At 67.6% G+C, this 14,643-nt stretch carries 13 protein-coding genes; 10 read left to right on the top strand and 3 right to left on the bottom strand.

Features of this window, described 5'->3' with window-relative positions; genetic code table 11:
- Window positions 1-4: 4 nt before the first annotated feature.
- From PO605_RS02400 to PO605_RS02390, 3 genes are all read left to right on the top strand, one after another.
- On the top strand, window positions 5-1,225 hold the full coding sequence (locus tag PO605_RS02400) for an NAD(P)/FAD-dependent oxidoreductase (RefSeq protein WP_272205965.1): 1,221 nt from the start codon (window positions 5-7) through the stop codon (window positions 1,223-1,225).
- A gap of 165 nt (window positions 1,226-1,390) precedes the next feature.
- The gene (gene rpsU, locus PO605_RS02395) at window positions 1,391-1,603 is read left to right on the top strand and encodes a 30S ribosomal protein S21 (RefSeq protein WP_003052999.1); all 213 of its coding nucleotides are present in this window, start codon (window positions 1,391-1,393) and stop codon (window positions 1,601-1,603) included.
- A 117-nt stretch (window positions 1,604-1,720) separates the two neighbouring features.
- A complete protein-coding gene (locus PO605_RS02390; RefSeq protein WP_016449728.1) occupies window positions 1,721-2,167 on the top strand; it encodes a GatB/YqeY domain-containing protein in 447 nt (148 codons plus the stop codon).
- A gap of 33 nt (window positions 2,168-2,200) precedes the next feature.
- On the opposite strand, the gene PO605_RS02385 is transcribed toward PO605_RS02390, so the two are convergent.
- Window positions 2,201-3,115, bottom strand: coding sequence for a LysR substrate-binding domain-containing protein (locus tag PO605_RS02385; RefSeq protein ID WP_197065208.1), 915 nt, complete (start codon window positions 3,113-3,115; stop codon window positions 2,201-2,203).
- Between the two features lie 126 nt (window positions 3,116-3,241).
- Between PO605_RS02385 and PO605_RS02380 the strand changes: the two genes are divergently transcribed.
- Window positions 3,242-4,330 (top strand): tartrate dehydrogenase, encoded by a 1,089-nt coding sequence (locus PO605_RS02380; RefSeq protein WP_017406912.1) that lies wholly within the window; start codon window positions 3,242-3,244, stop codon window positions 4,328-4,330.
- 38 nt (window positions 4,331-4,368) lie between these two features.
- Here PO605_RS02380 and PO605_RS02375 read toward each other — a convergent pair whose 3' ends face one another.
- On the bottom strand, window positions 4,369-6,396 hold the full coding sequence (locus PO605_RS02375) for an Ig-like domain repeat protein (RefSeq protein WP_231574572.1): 2,028 nt from the start codon (window positions 6,394-6,396) through the stop codon (window positions 4,369-4,371).
- Between the two features lie 388 nt (window positions 6,397-6,784).
- On the opposite strand from PO605_RS02375, the gene gorA reads away from it, so the two are divergent.
- A complete protein-coding gene (gene gorA / locus PO605_RS02370; protein ID WP_047475245.1) occupies window positions 6,785-8,134 on the top strand; it encodes a glutathione-disulfide reductase in 1,350 nt (449 codons plus the stop codon).
- A gap of 19 nt (window positions 8,135-8,153) precedes the next feature.
- Here gorA and PO605_RS02365 read toward each other — a convergent pair whose 3' ends face one another.
- Window positions 8,154-9,488, bottom strand: coding sequence for an MFS transporter (locus PO605_RS02365; protein WP_272205953.1), 1,335 nt, complete (start codon window positions 9,486-9,488; stop codon window positions 8,154-8,156).
- Window positions 9,489-9,817: 329 nt separating this feature from the next.
- Here PO605_RS02365 and PO605_RS02360 point away from each other — a divergent pair, with 329 nt between their 5' ends.
- From PO605_RS02360 to PO605_RS02340, 5 genes are all read left to right on the top strand, one after another.
- Window positions 9,818-10,885, top strand: a complete 1,068-nt coding sequence (locus tag PO605_RS02360; protein WP_272205951.1) for a porin — start codon at window positions 9,818-9,820, stop codon at window positions 10,883-10,885.
- A gap of 109 nt (window positions 10,886-10,994) precedes the next feature.
- Complete coding sequence (locus tag PO605_RS02355; protein WP_272205950.1) at window positions 10,995-12,023, top strand: aromatic ring-hydroxylating dioxygenase subunit alpha; 1,029 nt, start codon at window positions 10,995-10,997, stop codon at window positions 12,021-12,023.
- 10 nt (window positions 12,024-12,033) lie between these two features.
- On the top strand, window positions 12,034-13,086 hold the full coding sequence (locus PO605_RS02350; protein WP_272205949.1) for a xylose isomerase: 1,053 nt from the start codon (window positions 12,034-12,036) through the stop codon (window positions 13,084-13,086).
- Window positions 13,083-14,318, top strand: a complete 1,236-nt coding sequence (locus PO605_RS02345; protein WP_272205948.1) for an NAD(P)/FAD-dependent oxidoreductase — start codon at window positions 13,083-13,085, stop codon at window positions 14,316-14,318. The genes PO605_RS02350 and PO605_RS02345 overlap by 4 nt, the downstream gene beginning before the upstream one ends.
- Window positions 14,315-14,635, top strand: a complete 321-nt coding sequence (locus tag PO605_RS02340; protein ID WP_013803493.1) for a 2Fe-2S iron-sulfur cluster-binding protein — start codon at window positions 14,315-14,317, stop codon at window positions 14,633-14,635. Before PO605_RS02345 ends, PO605_RS02340 begins: the two co-directional genes overlap by 4 nt.
- Window positions 14,636-14,643: the final 8 nt, after the last annotated feature.

Here is a 14,643-nt window from a genome sequence, read left to right as displayed (position 1 = left end):
TTTTGTGACCTCTTCCCTCTCTTTCGACGCCATCGTCATCGGCGCCGGCGCGGCCGGTCTGTTCTGCGCGGCCCAGGCCGGACAGCGTGGCCTGTCGGTGCTGCTCCTGGACCACGCGGAGAAGGTGGCAGAGAAGATCCGCATCTCGGGCGGTGGCCGCTGCAACTTCACCAACCGCGACCTGGACGTGCGCGCGCCCCACAAGCACTTCGTGGGCGGCAATCCGCAGTTCTGCCGCTCGGCCCTGTCGCGCTACACGCCGGCCGACTTCATCGCGCTGATGGACAGGCACGGCATTGCCCACCATGAAAAGCACAAGGGCCAGCTGTTCGCCGACCGCTCGGCCGAGGACATCATCGCCATGCTGCTGGCCGAATGCCAGGCCGGCGGCGTGCAGCGCTGGCAGCCTTGCAAGGTCGATTCCGTCGCGCATTCGGATGGCCAGTACCGCCTGCAGACCAGCCGTGGCGCCGTGCAGGCGCCCAGCCTGGTCATCGCCACGGGCGGCCTGTCCATCCCCAAGATCGGCGCCACCGACTTCGGCTACCGCCTGGCCCAGCAGTTCGACCTGCCCCTGGTCGAGCGCACGCCGGGCCTGGTGCCGCTGACCTTCGATGGCGACGCCTGGGCCCCCTACGCCCAGCTCGCGGGTCTGGCCCTGCCCGTGGAGATCAGCACCGGCAGCAAGAAAGAGCGCATGGCCTTCATGGAAGACCTGCTGTTCACGCACCGCGGCCTGTCCGGCCCCGCCGTCCTGCAGATCTCGAGCTACTGGAAGCCCGGCACGCCCCTGTGCATCAACCTCGCCCCCGAGGTGGACCTGCAGGACGAATTGCTCAAGGCCAAGTCGCGCTCGCGCAAGCTCATCGCCAATGAACTGGCGCAGTGGCTGCCCTCGCGACTGGCCGATGCCTGGGTGCAGCAGGATGCTGCCTGGCAGCGCCCCATCGCCGAAGCCTCCGACAAGGCCCTGAACCAGCTGGCCGAGCGCCTGTCACGCTGGGAGATCGTGCCCACGGGCACGGAAGGCTACAAGAAGGCGGAAGTGACGCTGGGCGGCGTGGACACGCGGGCGCTCTCGCAGCAGACCATGGAATGCAAGACCCAGCCGGGCCTGTACTGCATTGGCGAAGTGGTGGATATCACCGGCTGGCTCGGCGGATACAACTTCCAATGGGCCTGGGCCAGTGGGCACGCCTGTGCGCAGGCCTTGCCTTCTGCCTGATTTGTCAGACCGCTTTCGTCTCGCGTATAATCGCCCGCTTTGCTGGCAATCGCCCCGTCGGCCAATACTAGTTAACTTTGGACGGGGACCAACCGCTGAACATGGCTCTCAGGCCCGATCTTCCCGGGAACCCGCTGTCAGCACAGATATCTGGAAATCTAGCTAATGACCACCATCCGCGTAAAAGAAAACGAGCCCTATGAAGTTGCCCTGCGCCGCTTCAAGCGCACCATCGAAAAGCTCGGCCTGCTGACCGACCTGCGCGCTCGCGAGTTCTACGAGAAGCCCACTGCCGAACGCAAGCGCAAGAAGGCTGCCGCCGTCAAGCGTCACTACAAGCGCGTTCGCAGCATGCAGCTGCCCAAGAAGCTGTACTGATCAGCCCTTGACCAGCCGGCTCTCGTCAGCCGCAAAACCCGCGCTCGGGACGCCAGGCGCGGGTTTTTTGTTTTTTTGTTCCGTGTTTTCCGACGCCATCACCTCAGGAGAAAAGCCATGAGCCTCAAGGCCCAGATCACCGAAGACATGAAGACCGCCATGCGCGCCAAGGACAGCGAGCGCCTGGGCACCATCCGCCTGCTGCAGGCAGCGATGAAGCAAAAGGAAGTCGATGAGCGCATCGAGCTGGACGACGCCGCCGTCATCGCCATCGTGGACAAGCTGATCAAGCAGCGCAAGGACAGCATCGCCGCCTTCGAGGGCGCGGGCCGCCAGGACCTGGCCGACAAGGAAAAGGCCGAGATGGCCGTGCTGACCGCCTACCTGCCCGAGCGCATGTCGGCCGAGGAAGTGGCCACCGCCGTCAAGGCCATCGTGGCCGAACTGGGCGCATCCGGCCCCGGCGACATGGGCAAGGTCATGGGCGCGGTCAAGGCGCAACTGGCAGGCAAGGCCGACATGGGCCAGGTCTCCGCCGCAGTGAAGGCCGCCCTGGCAGGCTGATCCCCGGCCAGTCCGCTGCAGCAGCCGCCCCGCTCAGGGAGCGGCTGCCATCCACTCCTTCTTGAAGTGTTCCTGCAGGAACTCCACGCACACCCGCACCTTGGCCGACAGCTGCAGCCGCGTCGGATACACAGCCCAGACATTGGCCTCCTGCCGCCATTCGGGCAACACCTGCACCAGGCGCCCGGCCTGCAGATGGGCGCCCACATCCCATAGCGAGCGCAGCGCAACGCCGCGACCGTCCACGGCCCACTGCACCACCATCTCGCCGTTGTTGGCCGACAGCGGCCCCGTGACCTTCACCGCCTGCTCGGCCGCGCCCGCGCGCAGCCGCCACACGCCAAAGGCCTGGTCGCGCTCCTTGATGGCCAGGCAGTCATGGGCCGACAGCTCGGCCGGCGTGCGCGGCGTGCCACGGCGCGCCAGGTAGGCAGGCGCGGCGCACAGCACTCGGTGGTTGTCGGCCAGGCGCCGCGCAATCAGGTGGGGCGCGATCTCGTCGCCCACGCGCACATCCAGATCGAAGCCCTCGCCCGCCACATCCACCAGCCGGTCGAACACGTCCAGCCGCACCTGCAGCCCCGGATGGCGCTCCACCAGCCTGGAAAGCGCGGGCGCGATCACATGCCGCCCGAAACCGAAGCTGCTGCTCACGCGCAGCAGGCCGCGCGGCTCGCTGCGCGTGATGGCCACCTCCTGCATCAGCTGGTCCATGTCGTCGAGGATGCGCTGCGCCCAGTGGAAGACGCGCTCGCCCTCCTCGGTCACGGCCACGCGGCGCGTGGTGCGGTGCAGCAGCTTCACGCCCAGCTCTTCCTCCAGCAGGCGGATGCGCTTGCTCACATAGGCGGGCGAAGCCCCCAATTCCTCGGCCGCAGCGGCAAAGCCGGATTTGCGGGCCACCACGGTGAAGACGCGCAGGTCTTCGGGAGACGGCTGTTTATTCACGATCTGTAAATAATGGAACCACAGTTGGCCGATTGTATTTAGCCCTGGCGCAGCCAACAATGCCATGCATGCGGCCAGGCTGTCAGCGGCGCCGCTTCATATCAATCCATTCCAAGGACAGACACCATGCAAGACACATTCAAGATCGCCGTCATCGCCGGTGACGGCATTGGCAAGGAAGTCATGCCCGAAGGCCTGCGCGCCCTGGAAGCTGCCGCCAGCCGCTTTGCGATCAAGCTCGAATTCCACCATTTCGACTGGGCCCACTGCGACTACTACCTGGCCCACGGAAAAATGATGCCCGACGACTGGAAGGCGCAGCTGTCCGGCATGGATGCCATCTTCTTCGGCGCCGTGGGCTGGCCCGCCACCGTGCCCGACCATGTCTCGCTGTGGGGCTCGCTGCTCAAGTTCCGCCGCGAGTTCGACCAGTACATCAACCTGCGCCCCGTTCGCCTGTTCGAAGGCGTGCCCTGCCCGCTGGCCGGCCGCAAGCCCGGCGACATCGACTACTACGTGGTGCGCGAGAACACCGAAGGCGAGTACACCTCGCTGGGCGGCATCATGTACGAGGGCACGGACCGCGAGATCGTGATCCAGGAATCGGTCTACTCGCGCAAGGGTGCCGAGCGCCTGCTCAAGTACGCCTTCGACCTGGCCCAAAGCCGCGAGCGCAAGCACGTCACCCTGGCCACCAAGAGCAACGGCATCGCCATCAGCATGCCCTGGTGGGACCAGCGCGCCGAGGACGTGGCCAAGGCCTACCCGGAAGTCACGCTGGACAAGCAGCACATCGACATCCTGACCGCGCGCTTCGTGCTGCAGCCGGGCCGCTTCGACGTGGTGGCCGCCACCAACCTGTTCGGCGACATCCTCAGCGACCTGGGCCCGGCCACCACGGGCACCATCGGCCTGGCCCCCTCGGCCAACCTCAACCCCGACCGCAGCTTCCCCAGCCTGTTCGAGCCCGTGCACGGCTCGGCGCCCGACATCTACGGCAAGAACATCGCCAACCCCATCGCCATGGTCTGGTCGGCGGCGCTGATGCTGGACTTCCTGACCCACGGCCAGGGCGCAGGCCGCGCGGCGCACGACGCCATCGTCTCGGCCATCGAGGAAGTCATCAGGAGCGGCCCGCGCACGCCCGACCTGGGCGGCACGGCCAGCACCACCGAAGTGGGCCAGGCCATCGCCCGGCGCATCGCTGCCGCCTGAGGCGCCGCGCCGGGGTTCATGCCGCCCGGCAGCCTGGCTTACCGGCCCCTGCGCAGCCTGCCGGCCCCCATCCCGGCCGCCAGCAGGCTCAGCATGACCAGCGCCACGGTATGCAGGGCCGGCACAGGCGTGGGCACCGGCGCCGCCACCACGGCCTGTGTGAAGCCCTGGCTCATCGGGGCGTGGACTGCATCCCCGCTGTAGTCGACCACAAGGCCGTGGGATCCGGCCGCCACGGGCAGCCGGACCGTGATGCTGGCGGCGCCGCCAACCAGGGGCGCCGACCCCAGCTGCGCCCCGTTGTACGAGACCGTGATGCTGCCCGAGGGGAGCGCCGCCGCCATCGCCCGCAGCGCCCCCCGTCGGTCCTGCGCCCCGGTCACGGCCGACACGCTGATGGTCACATCGTCGCCGGGCCGGGAAGGGTTGGGGGTCGAGGTGATCGCCAGGGTGGTTGTGGCCTGGGCGATCTGCACGCTTTGCTGCTGCCTTGCCGCCGCCTCGTAGTTCGCATCGCCGGCCTGGTCTGCCAGGATGCGGCAGGGTCCCGGCGCAATGAATGAGACAGAACCGCCCGCGATGGTGCAATGGGCAGCCGTCGCCGCATCCACGGAGAACACCACCGCCTTGCCGGAAGCCCCGCCCGTTGCAGCCACGGCATAGGTATCGCCCACCTTGGCGGCCGCTGGCGCCGCGGAAGTGAAGGCAATGGCCTGCGCGCCCTTGCCGATGCTCAGGGACAGGACTTGCCGGGCCGCAGGCAGATGGTTGGCATCCCCCTGCTGATCGGCGGCCAGCAGGCAGTTGTCCGTACCCGCCAGCCTGCCGGACACCTCGGCACCGCTGACGGAGCACGCCGCCGGCGTCAGGGAGCTGAACTGCACGGCCTGGGACGAGCCACCGCCGGCGGCGCTCAGAGCCACCCGTGCATCCACGACCAGAGGCGCCGGCATGCTCCAGACGATGTTCTGCGCAGCAGGCTGCACCGTCACCGGGTAAGCCACCTCGGGGGCGGGACCATAGGTCGCGTCGCCGCCCTGCCGGGCCGTCATCGTGCAAGTGCCTGCGGAATGGAAGCTGAACACCCCTGCGGCATCGACAGTGCAAACCTCTGGCGCAGATGCGGAAAACGTCACGGCCAGGCCGGAGGTAGCCGTTGCAACGGGCGTGAATGTCGTGCCGAAGGTTTGCGCCGACGGCTGCGCAAAGTCGATGGTCTGCTCCAGCCTGAGCGTGGTGAAGGGCACGCTGGCCACATCCGGCTGCACGCGGCCTGCGCCATCCCTGGCGATGAAGTGCAGCCTGTAGGCCGTATTCACCGCCAGCCCTCCGATATCGATATCGTGGACCACGCCTGCCGTCATGCCGACCGGGGAGCCGCCGGCCTGCAGCGTGGCGGCATCCGGCGCCGCGGCGGCCGCAGCAAGCACCTGCCAGTAGCCCGTGCCGTCCCGGTCCAGCGCCACGCGGGCCTTGGCCGTCACGCCGCCGGCATGTAGATCGACGGCGGGAGCCAGACTGAAGACCGGGCGGCCCAGCACATAGCTGGCAAACCCATGGTTTTGTGTTGCACTCCACCCATCGGTCATGGATGACAGACCCGCCCAGACCGCATTGGCGGGGATGGACGATGCGTCCATGGCAAGCAGGGTCTGGATGCCATCGAGCGAATAGTGAAAGATCGTGTTGCCAATGGGAAGGGTGCTGGAGGCGCTCTCAATCTGGAAGGAACTGATCGTGGCCCAGGCCGCCGCCGCAGGAATGTCCAGGGGGTTGGTCGTCTGCAGGATCTGGCCCTGGTAGCTGTATGTGTAGCGCTCGTTCCAGCTGTTGCGCGTCCAGCCGCCATCCCAGTAGTTGGAAGGGGTGGCCCAATCCGCAGCGGCGGGCGGCGAGCCGCCTTGCTGCACCACCCCACCCACGCTGAACGTGTATTCGGTCACCATGGCCGTATACCAAGCGTTGGTCTGCGTCTGGTAGCCCGTCATGACCAGCCCCTGCGCCGGCGCGGCCACAGCCGCGACGCAATGCAGGCCGGCGCCGAATACCACCACCCACGGCATCATGGCCCTGGAAAATTCCGCCTGAAGGCGACTGCCTCGTTCTCTCACATGCACTCCCGTTTCAACTTGCTGTTCTTCTGGTCCGTGCCGGGGGTACCGGCAATGCAGGAGCCTAGCGGCCGCACCTGCCCGCGCCTTGACTGCGCGTTGCGCTTTTCTTGACAGTGCGTCCCGCCCCCTGCGCAACGCGGGCTGCCGCGCCACCGTCCGTTCATTCGCCACCAAACGCCTGCTGCCCCCGGCCCTGCAAAGCGGCGATATGCCGGCCAACCGGGCCGTCGTCTGGGCGCGGAGATGGCGGCATTGCCCCCGCCGCAGGCCCCTGGCCGGCGAACAGGGCAAGATGGCCGGCTGCGGCATTCGGGCCGCTCAGACACAGCACGGAATCTCCATGAAGCACTACGACTACATCGTCATCGGCGGCGGCAGCGGCGGCATTGCATCGGCCAACCGCGCCGCCATGCACGGGCGCCACTGCGCGCTGATCGAAGCCGGCGAGATCGGCGGCACCTGCGTCAACGTGGGCTGCGTGCCCAAGAAGGTCATGTGGCATGCGGCCCAGATCGGCGAGGCCATGCACCGCTACGGCCCCGACTACGGCTGGGATGCCACCGTCGACCGCCTGGACTGGCAGCGCCTGCTGGACAGCCGCAGTGCCTACATCGACCGCATCCATGCCTCGTATGAAAGCGGCCTGGCGCGCAACAAGGTCGAGCTGATCCAGGGCTTTGGCCGCTTCGTGGATGCGCGCACCGTGGAGGTGGGCGGCCAGCGGCTCAGTACCGATCACATCCTCATCGCCACGGGCACGCGGCCGGCACGGCCCGACATACCTGGCGCCGAGCTGGGCATCGACTCCGACGGCTTCTTCGCCCTCAAGGCCCTGCCTGCGCGCACGGCCGTGGTGGGTGCCGGCTATATCGCCGTGGAGATTGCCGGCGTGCTGCACGCGCTGGGATCGCAGACCCATCTGTTCCTGCGCCAGAACTCGGCACTGCGCGGGTTCGATCCGCTGCTGAGCCAGACCCTGATGGAGATCATGGAGGCCGAAGGCCCCGCCGTGCACCGCCAGGCCACCCCGAAGGCCGTGGTCCGCAACGCAGACGGCAGCCTTGATCTGCAACTGCAGGACGGCAGCAGCCACACCGTGGACTGCGTGGTCTGGGCCGTGGGCCGCAGGCCCGACACCTCGGGCCTGAACCTGGAGGCCGCAGGCGTGGCGCTGCAGGACAGCGGCCACATCGCGGTGGACAAGTTCCAGGACACCAATGTGCCCGGCATCCACGCCGTGGGCGACATCACGGGCCGCATCGAACTCACGCCCGTGGCCGTGGCCGCAGGCCGGCGCCTGGCCGAGCGCCTGTTCAACGGCAAGACCGGCGAGCACCTGGACTACGACAACGTGCCCACCGTGGTCTTCAGCCACCCGCCCATCGGCACCGTCGGCCTGACCGAGCCGCAGGCGCGCGAGCGCTTTGGCGACGATCAGGTCAAGGTCTACCAATCGGCCTTCACCGCCATGTACACGGCGGTCACGCGCCACCGCCAGCCCGCGCGCATGAAGCTGGTCTGCGTGGGCCCCGAGGAACGCATCGTGGGCATACACGGCATCGGCCTGGGGATGGACGAGATGCTGCAGGGCTTTGCCGTGGCGCTCAAGATGGGCGCCACCAAGCGCGACTTCGACGACACCGTGGCCATCCACCCCACGGCGGCCGAGGAGTTCGTGACCATGCGCTGAATACGCGCACGGCCTGCCCTCAGCGGTTGACCACGGCCTTGGGCAGGGCCAGCGTCAGCAGGCTGCCGGCCACCAGGCAGGCGGCGAACAGCAGCAGGCCTGCGCTCGACGAGTGCGTGAGATCCTTGAGCCAGCCCAGCACATAGGTGGCCGCAAAGCCGCCGAGGTTGGCAATGGAGGCGATCAGCGCAATGCCGGCCGCCGCCGCCGGCCCCGTGAGGAAGGTGGCGGGCAGGCACCAGAACACGGGAAAGGCCGCCATGATGCCCGCCGTCGCCAGCGAGAACAGCAGCACGGTGGCGAACACATGGCCGGTGTACAGCGTGCTCAGCGCCATGGCGGCCGCGCCCGCCAGCGCCGGCAGCACGATGTGCCAGCGCCGCTCGCGCCGCCGGTCGGAGCTGATGCCGTTGAGCAGCAGCGCGGCAATGGCGAAGGCGTTGGGAATGGCCGTGAGCAGGCCGATCTCGAACGTGCTCTTCACGCCCGCCTCGCGGATGATGGTCGGCAGCCAGAAACTGATCGCATAGGTGGACATCATCAGGCTCAGATCGATCATTCCCAGCAGCCAGACCCGCCCGCTGGACAGCGCCGCCCACAGCGAATGGTGGGACTCGGCCAGCCGGTCGTCGTCGAGCTGGCCGCGCAGCACGCCTTTGTCGCGTGCAGACAGCCACTTGGCCGACTCGATGCTGTTGGGCAGATAGACGAAGACCAGCAGGCCCAGCAGCACCGAGGGAATCGCCTCCAGGAAGAACAGCCACTGCCAGCCCGCGTAGCCGCGCACGCCGGCAAAGGCCGTCATGATCCAGCCCGACAGCGGCGCCCCGACCAGGCTGGCCAGCGGCAGGCCGATCAGGAACAGCGCCATGATCTTGCTGCGCATGCGCGTGGGATACCAATAGGTCAGGTACAGCATCACGCCGGGGAAGAACCCGGCCTCGGCCACGCCCAGCAGAAAGCGCAGCACATAGAACTGCATGGGCGTGCTCACGAACATGGTCGCCCCCGAGATCAATCCCCAGGTGATCATGATCCGCGCGATCCACAGCCGCGCGCCCATGCGCGCCAGCACCAGGTTGCTGGGCACCTCGAAGAGGATGTAGCCCACGAAGAACAGGCCCGCGCCCAGGCCGTACACCGTCTCGCTGAAGCCCAGGTCCTGCTGCATCTGCAGCTTGGCCAGCCCCACGTTGATGCGGTCCAGATACGCGGCCAGGTAGCACAGGCAGAAAAAGGGCACGAGCCGCCATGTCACGCGCCCGTACAGCTCGCGCCGCTCCCGCTCCTGCCTCTGCCCCTGCTCCGTTTGCCCCGCAGCCCCACCCCTGCCTGCATTGCTGTGAACTGACATCTCAGCTCCTTGCTGTGTTGACCATTGCCACCGTCCAAGACTGAGCTGGCGCACCGCATCCCGATCCGGCGGAAGCATCTGACTGCAGTGAATTTCAAGCGCCTACGCTCAATGCTAGATACGATAGCAAAAAACAAATCAAGTGTTTTCCCGATAGTCACAGCACATCATTCAAAACAAAATCCAGCCAACACCAGCAGTTACTGGATCAGTTCGCGCAGAAGACTCATGCCGATCCTTGCAAGAGATCCGACAAAAATAAAGCGCACACACTTAATTTTCCTGACCAACCGCAATTTGCAAGTGACCACGACAGAAGGAAAGAACCCATGCAACGCACGCATCCGAAGACATGGCACGCCAACGCCCGGGCCGCAGCGGCGCTCACCCTCCTCATCCCCGTCACCCCGATGCCGGCGCAAGCGCAGGTAACGCTGCAAGGCCAGATCGATGCCTTCGCGGGGTTCTCGCGGCCGCTGGGCGTGGACAAGGGCACGGGCGTGCTCACGCCGGGCGGCATGCAGACCAATTTCTGGGCCTTGCGCGGAACGGAGACACTGGGCGGCGGGCTGAAGGCCGTGTTCGCGCTGGAGGCCTTCTACCGCGCAGACAGCGGCGCCGAGGGGCGATTCACCAATGACGCCTTCTTCGCACGCAGCGCCTATGTGGGACTGGACAGCGCCTGGGGCACGCTGCAGCTGGGCCGCAACACCACGCCCTATTGGCTGGCCACCATCGCCTTCAACCCGTATGCGGGTTCCTTCTCGTTCTCGCCTGCGGTGCTGCACAGCTTCGGCCCGCATGGCACGGCAGCCGCCCCGCTGCGCGGAGATTCCGGATGGAGCGACAGCCTGCTCTACACCAGCCCGTCATGGAGCGGCTTCACGGCGCGGCTGCAGTACTCGTTCGAGCCGCCTTCCGGCACACCGTCAGCCCAGCGCCGCGACGCGGACAAGTACGGCGCCAGCCTCAACTACGCGGGCGGAGCGTTCTCTGCCGCCGTCGCCTACCAGAGCGTGGCCTACGCCAACGCAGCCGCCAGCGGCTTTGACCGCCAGAGTGCCTGGCTGCTGGGCAGCTCCTACGACCTGGGCGCCGTCAAGCTGTTCGCCCAATACCAGCGGCTGGCCGACCGCGTGGCCGGCGCGGACCGGCAAAGAAACAGCGGCCAGCTCGGCCTGTCCATCCCTGCAGGCCCGGGCGCCGTGCTGGCCTCGTACGGCCATGCACGCACCTCGGGCGCCGAAGACGCCCGGCGCAACACCTGGGCCTTGGGCTACGACTACCCGCTGTCCAAACGCACGGACATCTATCTCAACCATCTGCACGACCGCGTCTCGGGAACAGGCGCCGGCAGCGGCCAGACCTGGGGCCTGGGCCTGCGCCACTACTTCTGAGGTGGCGCCTGCTCAGCAGGTGCCGGATGTAAAGGCAGAGGCAGCCCAGCCCCATGACCGTGATGCAGAGATCAACAGATTTGAGTGAACACCCAACAAGGAGCCCCCCATGGAAACCTATGTGCTCGATACCTGGTACCCCCTGACCTGGTCCCGCAACGTGGGCCGCGAACTGTCGGCACACCGCATCGTCGAACGCGACGTGGTGCTCTACCGCACCGAGGCGGGCGCCGTCGTGGCCATGGAGGACGCCTGTCCCCACCGCCTGCTGCCGCTGTCCATGGGCAAGCTCAAGGGCGATGCCATCGAATGCGGCTACCACGGCCTGACCTTCGACTGCAGCGGCCGCTGCACACGCGTGCCGGGCCAGGACATGATTCCGAACAACGCCCTGGTCACCACCTACCCCGTGCGCGAGAACATGGGCCTGGTCTGGATCTGGATGGGCGATCCCTCGCGCGCTGCCGGCGTGCCCGTGTTCGACCTGCCCCAGTACCACGACCCCGCGTGGAGCGCCGTCGAAGGCGATGCGCTGCGCATAGAGGCCAACTACCTGAACCTGGCCGACAACCTCTGCGACCCGGCCCATGTGAGCTTTGTTCACCTGAGCACGCTGGGCAACGCGGCCAGCGAGGACATCCCCGTGCACCACGAGGAGCTGGACGGCCGCATCGTCACCTGGCGCTGGATCATCGATGCGCCGGCCATTCCGCTGTTCGCCAAGTACGGCAATTTCAGCGGCAACGTAGACCGCTGGCACTACTACCACTACCACGCGCCCAGCATCGCCATCATCGACTTCGGCAGTGCCGCCACGGGCACGGGCGCACCCGAGGGCCGGCGCGACAACTGCATGCAGATCTATGCCTGCCACTTCATGACGCCCGTGGACCGGAACACCTCCATCGACCACTGGCTGCACGTCAAGAACTTCACGGCCGATGCCGACACCAATGCGGCCCTCTCCGCCGACTTCCGCGTCGCCTTCGCCGAGGACAAGGCCATCCTCGAAGCCATAGAGCGCAACGAAAAGCGCTTTGCCACGCGCAAGACCATCAAGATCGCCATCGATGCGGCCCCCCGGCGCATGCGCCGCATGGTGGACCGCATGATCGAGGGCGCGCCCACGGGCGGCTGAGGAGCGGGCCATGCACGACGACACCCACCCGACCCTCCCGCCCATCGGCTGCAACGGCCGTGGCGTGCAGCGCTCCTCGCGCCACCAACCCATCGGCCTTCAGGAGCTGCCCATACGCGAGCAGTTCCGCCTGGTCAGTGAAACCGGCGCCTTCGACTGCTTCGACCGCCTGCCGCTGCGCACGCAAATGGCCGAGTACGAGGCCGCCATCGCCGAGTTCAACCTGCCCGTGCACACGGCCAGCTGGTTCTACCGCCTGGGCGAGGACGAGGCCCTGCTGGCCCACAACCTGCGCATCTGCCAGGCCATAGGCGCGCGCTGCCACAACATCATGACCTTCAAGCACCACCGCGACGGCCATGTGCTGGACGATGCCGAGATCACCGACCACTACCTGCGCGTCTACGACGACGCCATGTCTCTGGGCGTGGAGCCCAGCTTCGAGCTGCACGTCAACATGTGGACCGAGGATTTACTGCGCGTACGCGAGGTGGCCCGGCGCGTGCAGACGCATGGCGTGCCCTTCCACTTCACGCTGGACTACAGCCATGTGAACTTCAAGATCGGCAACCCGGCCGAGCAAGAACTGTCGGGCGTGCGCGAACTGGTCGAGAGCGGCGAACTGGTGCTGGACCCCTTCGAGCCCGGCTCGCTGTGCGAACAATGGCTGGACATGGGCATCGTGCGCTGGGCCCAGCTGCGCGCAGCCGGCCCCAACCAGCCCCTGAACCTGTGGCACCGCAACGAGGACGGCAGCCCGGGCCGGGGCATCCAGTACCCCATGCTGCGCCCCGGCCCCGGCGAATGGCATTCGCCCTGGCACGCCTATCTGCTGGAGCCCTCCAAAGAGGCCATCCGCAAGGTGCTGGCCTACCACCACGCGCGACCGCACAGCCCGCTGCGCCACCTCACCACCGAGTTCATCAACCTGCCCGACTACGGCCTGGGCGCACGCTATGACCTGCTGGAGCAGAACGTGGCGGCCGCGCGCTTCATGCGGCAAGCCTGGGACGAGATCTGCGCACGCCCCGCAGTCCAGACATCGTGCAAAGGTGCATCATGACCCCCGCACAACACGCCCAAGGCCACGCCGTCATCATCGGCGCCGGACACGCCGGTGGCACCCTGGCCGCCCTGCTGCGCCAGTACGGCCACCCGGGTCCCATCACCCTGGTCGGCGGCGAAGACCTGCCGCCCTACCAGCGCCCGCCGCTGTCCAAGGCCTGGCTGCAGCAGGCCATGGGCCCGGACGAACTGCTGCTGAGGCCCGCCAGCGCCTATGCCGACCAGGCCATCACCCTGCGCCTGGGCGTGCGCGCCATGGCCATAGAGCCGGGCTCGCGGCAGATGGCGCTGAACGACGGGTCGGCACTGCACTACGACCACCTGATCATTGCCACAGGCGCCGCACCGCGCTGGCTGGCCCTGCCCGGGGGTGAGCGCCCCGGCGTGACCTACCTGCGCACCATGGAAGACGCGCAGGCGCTGCGGAGCCACCTGCAGACCGCCCGCTGCCTGGCCATCATCGGCGGCGGCTATGTGGGTCTCGAAGTCGCGTCCACGGCCCGCAAGCTGGGCGTGCAGGTCCGGGTCATCGAGCGCGAAGGCAGACTGCTGTCGCGCAGCGCCTCGTCGCAGATGGCCGCGCACCTGCAGGACCTGCATGCGGGCCAGGGCGTGGACTTCCATTTCAACGCCTCGGTAGCCGCCATCCAGGGCGACAACCCCGCCAGCATCACGGGCCTGGCGATGGCCGATGGCACCCAGCTGGAGTGCGATGCGGTGCTCATCGGCGTGGGCGCCGCGCCCAGCGTGGAACTGGCGCAGTCCCTCGGCCTGGACTGCGCGGGCGGCATTGCCGTGGACGGCGAAGGCCGTACCGCCATGGCCGGCATCTACGCCATAGGCGATGCCACGCGCCGCCCGCTGGCCGGCTACCCCGGGCTGCACCGGCTCGAGAGCGTGCCCAGCGCGCTCGAACAGGCCCGGCGCGCAGCCTGCGCCATCACGGGCCGCGCACTGCCCGCCCATGAAGCGCCCTGGTTCTGGTCCGATCAGTACGACACCAAGCTGCAGATCGCCGGCCTGCCCGGCCATGGCGACCAGACCGTGCTGCGCGGCGACCCGGCCAGCGGCAGGTTCGCCGTCCTGCACCTGCGCGGTGGCCAGCTGTGCGCCGCCGAATGCGTGAACTCACCGGGCGAATTCATGGCAGCGCGCAAGGCCATCGCCGCCACGCATTGCGCCGACCCCGGTTTCCCGCCCCGCCCCCCCAAAGCCCCACCCACGCCATGACCACCATCACCTTCATAGAACACTGCGGCCGCGAGCACGTGGTGCAGGCCACGGACGGCCAGAGCCTCATGCGCGCCGCTGTCTCCAACGGCGTGCCGGGCATCGATGCCGAATGCGGCGGCGCCTGTGCCTGCGCCACCTGCCATGTCTACATACAACCGGAGTGGCTGGACCGCGTGGGCCCGGCCCAGGGCGGCGAAAGGGAGATGCTGGACTTCGCCCTCGACGTGCGCGGCGACTCGCGGCTGGCCTGCCAGATCACGGTCTCGCCGCAGCTCGACGGGCTGGTGGTGGGCATGCCGGTGGCGCAGAGCTGACGCGGCAT

The organism is Delftia sp. DT-2, from assembly GCF_028401915.1.
Classification (GTDB): domain Bacteria; phylum Pseudomonadota; class Gammaproteobacteria; order Burkholderiales; family Burkholderiaceae_C; genus Comamonas; species Comamonas tsuruhatensis.
The sequence above is the reverse complement of the archived record's forward strand: the minus strand, read 5'-3'. Positions and strand labels throughout refer to the sequence as shown.

Coding starts and splice junctions, on each gene's coding strand:
- PO605_RS02350 (WP_272205949.1), top strand. CDS start 12,034: ATGCACGACGACACCCACCCGACCCTCCCGCCCATCGGCTGCAACGGC.
- PO605_RS02390 (WP_016449728.1), top strand. CDS start 1,721: ATGAGCCTCAAGGCCCAGATCACCGAAGACATGAAGACCGCCATGCGC.
- gorA (WP_047475245.1), top strand. CDS start 6,785: ATGAAGCACTACGACTACATCGTCATCGGCGGCGGCAGCGGCGGCATT.
- PO605_RS02345 (WP_272205948.1), top strand. CDS start 13,083: ATGACCCCCGCACAACACGCCCAAGGCCACGCCGTCATCATCGGCGCC.
- PO605_RS02365 (WP_272205953.1), bottom strand. CDS start 9,488: ATGTCAGTTCACAGCAATGCAGGCAGGGGTGGGGCTGCGGGGCAAACG.
- PO605_RS02340 (WP_013803493.1), top strand. CDS start 14,315: ATGACCACCATCACCTTCATAGAACACTGCGGCCGCGAGCACGTGGTG.
- rpsU (WP_003052999.1), top strand. CDS start 1,391: ATGACCACCATCCGCGTAAAAGAAAACGAGCCCTATGAAGTTGCCCTG.
- PO605_RS02355 (WP_272205950.1), top strand. CDS start 10,995: ATGGAAACCTATGTGCTCGATACCTGGTACCCCCTGACCTGGTCCCGC.
- PO605_RS02375 (WP_231574572.1), bottom strand. CDS start 6,396: ATGATGCCGTGGGTGGTGGTATTCGGCGCCGGCCTGCATTGCGTCGCG.
- PO605_RS02380 (WP_017406912.1), top strand. CDS start 3,242: ATGCAAGACACATTCAAGATCGCCGTCATCGCCGGTGACGGCATTGGC.
- PO605_RS02360 (WP_272205951.1), top strand. CDS start 9,818: ATGCAACGCACGCATCCGAAGACATGGCACGCCAACGCCCGGGCCGCA.